This is a genomic window from Undibacterium sp. TJN25 (assembly GCF_049339885.1).
Lineage (GTDB): Bacteria > Pseudomonadota > Gammaproteobacteria > Burkholderiales > Burkholderiaceae_D > Undibacterium.
Genome location: NZ_JBMPPM010000028.1, coordinates 1 through 3,083, shown reverse-complemented (window position 1 = coordinate 3,083; position 3,083 = coordinate 1). Strand labels below are relative to the sequence as shown.

Here is a 3,083-nt window from a genome sequence, read left to right as displayed (position 1 = left end):
ACATTGGGCACAGCCAGATCAGATTTGAATTTATGGCAGATTAATTGGAATGGATTTTTGGCTATAGGAGATGTTTTTGCGGGGATTTCCTGCATCTGCCGAGTATGCATAATTCTTAGTTATCGATGCATCTCAAGCCTTTTCCTGATATTCACCCGTGAAATTTCTCGGCGCAGCGCGTGATTCGCTACATGAGTATAGATTTCTGTAGTAGTTATGCTTGCGTGACCAAGAAGTTTTTGCACAAAACGGATATCCAAGCCAGCCTCTAGCAATTGGGTTGCAGCTGTATGCCTCAACATATGTGGCGTGATCCGCCGCCCCAGTTGTGCCTCATTGGCATACGCACGGATAATCCGTCGAATATATTGCTCGTTGGCTGATCGGCCAAGACTATTTAGAAAGAGGGTGCTACGTTTTTCTGCTCCGAAGCGGGAGTAGGCATGTTCTCGATACACTTGAAGGCGGTCAGTCGTAACCAGATCGGGGAACAGGACTTGTCGCTCTCGGTTTCCTTTGCCAAGGATGCGAATCTGGTGCAGTAAATGATCAATGTCTTGAGGCTTGATCTTGACCAATTCGCCGACGCGAATACCCGTGAGCGTTAATACTTCTATTGCCAAGCGAGCCGTAAGCCTATCCCATTCAAAGCGCGGCAAGCCTTGATTTTTTTTTCGGAGCTTACCGAGAATGCTTTCTGGCTTTACCACCAAGAGTTTCTGGATTTCGTTAGTTTGCAGATTTCTTGGCAGTCTCTTCGGGAGCCTGATTTCTAAATGTATTCGCTCGAAAGGGTTAAACGATATTAGCTTGCGCCGGAAAAGCCAGCGCACAAAGGACTTTATGCAAGCCACTCGTCGCTTGACAGTTGTTGATTTCAATTCTGGATCTACAAGCCAATTGCGAACCACATTTTCGATCCATGTCTCGGAAAAATCGCATAGGTTGTACTTTGAGCCGACGGCGCTGCTGAAGCGGTAAAGGTCGCCTTGGTACGCTTTAATTGTTAGCGGACTCAGTTTTCTTTCTACTTCACAGTGCACCAGAAAACGATTGCATGCCTCTAGTAGATCCATTTTCCCCTCCTGTATATTTAGCGAAGATCAATGGTACGACGATTAGCAGGGCTTTCTTCGTGGAACGCCGGCCAATCCGATGACCATGCAATCATCCGGTCGGTGCTGAAAATCGGCTAGACGGATGTACTCGGCATTCTTGAAACTCGGATAGCAAAGTGGCTCCAGCACAAAATGCTTGTCCACCCTATGGATTGCTGAAGGGCGTTGAATTGTCTTTGAATCACTCCATCGTGTTTCTAACGTAGGGAGAATATTGGCGATGGAAAAAATTATATTTACACAATTAATTATTGTAAGGCAAGGATTAGTGCGTTAATCTTGACTTCTTTGCCACTACTTCTTAAAGCCATTATTTATTGGCCTGTCATAAATGAGAATAATTTCCATTGCAGCGTTGAATGTTGTTTTGCCGCCTCCACATCGTCCGGAGCGATACGTGAAACTATGGATGGATGCCGCTAGGCGGAAGACGCCGGTAGGGTTGCGCGGCGATGTCGGGGGAATGATTGGCTCGGCACACAATAGATACGAGGAGCACAAGTTTTTATGGGGCGACCTCTTCAAATTCGTCAATATTGATAGGGATGCGAAATGGCTTGATCTGTCTACCAATGAGGTGGCCGCGCCCGAAGATGTCACGCAGAATGTGAGAATTCCGGAAAGCTATCGTCCGAATTTGCGGGTTTTACCTTATATCTTCTTCCCTGACCAACATCGCTTGATATTTATTTCGCGACTGGATCAACAAAATACGCTTTCACCAGGCATGGCTAAGACGCTGGTCGAACGCCTGTTAACTAGTAGTGATCTAATTGAAGCCCATGGTGAAGCAGTCATTACGGTCGAACCGGATCGTGAGACACTCGATCGAATATTCCACCTACCGGTACTCAAGCAAATCTCTTTTGAAATATCGCCTCCGAATGCTCTCGGTGATGTGGAGCGTCGTTTGTTCAAGTGGATGGAAGATCAGAACGCTACTAAATTTACTCAAAATATGTCTTCCGACCATCCGGATGGTCTACAGTTAGGCAAAGACCAGAGGCAAGTTGCGGAGGTGGCGCAATCAAACGGACTAGTAACGGCTCGTGGAATAGATGAGGCCGGCCAAACCGTAAAATATTCGACTGTTGATCATCCATATTTGGAGAAGGTAGAAGTCGACACAGGAACTACCACTATCGAGGATTCTTTTTTTCAGGCAGCCTTGGGCATGCTTCGTAATTTTGTAAGGGTAGGTGGATAACGAATGTCGCGTCATGGGGAATCAAGACTCAAGGTGGAATATGGAGATGTCGTAGACATATTCATGAGGTATTGGACGTCCTATGGTGGGTGGCGCGAATTTGTCGTGTCGCCATTTGTCCATCTCGCGATCTTCATCACGGTTCTATCTTCCGGTTATTGGCTATCAAGTGCCTGGTATGCGACTGCTCTCAGCGTATTGCCTAACTTGTTGGGCTTTGGAGTTAGTGGCTATGCGATTTGGATAGGCTGGGGTGACGAAAAACTTCGTAATGCGTTGATCAGCCTGAAAGAGGATGGGAAGCCCTCCGACTATGAAAGAGTGAGTGCTGTTTTTGCCCACTTTGGGCTAGTCCAGGTTGTCGCGCTTTTATCGGCGTTGATATGTTCGGCGCTCGACTATGAGTTGAGCCCAAAAAGCATGCTGGCACATGGCCTTGCATTGGTTTCGCTGTCTCCAAACTGGTTTTCTTATCTTAAGCCGATTGGTGCTGGTGCTGGGTATTTCTTGTTCGTCTACGCGATAGTTACTACTTTTGAGACGACGCTCGCACTTTTTCGGTTAGCGACCTGGTTCCAAAAAATGACTGAGAAGCGTTAGCTGTTAGTTTGCGCTGGATTATGACCCGGCGTTGGACTGAACCCCTCGGGCTGGACCAAGGTAGCAAGATGAAGTGATACGCTTGTCGAGCCTTCACAAGAGGAGCGACACCATGTCAGTTAGAGGACCATACCGGCGGCATAGCCTGCAATTTAAAA

3 protein-coding genes are annotated in these 3,083 nt (G+C 47.1%); 2 read left to right on the top strand and 1 reads right to left on the bottom strand.

What is annotated here, in order from left to right:
- Positions 1-119: 119 nt before the first annotated feature.
- Positions 120-1,076 (bottom strand): tyrosine-type recombinase/integrase, encoded by a 957-nt coding sequence (locus ACO0LO_RS28915; protein WP_422969993.1) that lies wholly within the window; start codon positions 1,074-1,076, stop codon positions 120-122.
- Positions 1,077-1,449: 373 nt separating this feature from the next.
- Between ACO0LO_RS28915 and ACO0LO_RS28910 the strand changes: the two genes are divergently transcribed.
- Entirely contained in the window at positions 1,450-2,325 is an 876-nt protein-coding gene (locus ACO0LO_RS28910) for a DUF4747 family protein (RefSeq protein WP_422969992.1), read from the top strand.
- 3 nt (positions 2,326-2,328) lie between these two features.
- Positions 2,329-2,925 carry a hypothetical protein gene (locus ACO0LO_RS28905; protein ID WP_422969990.1) on the top strand — a complete coding sequence of 199 codons (597 nt, stop codon included), beginning with the start codon at positions 2,329-2,331 and terminating at the stop codon, positions 2,923-2,925.
- The last annotated feature ends 158 nt before the right edge of the window (positions 2,926-3,083 follow it).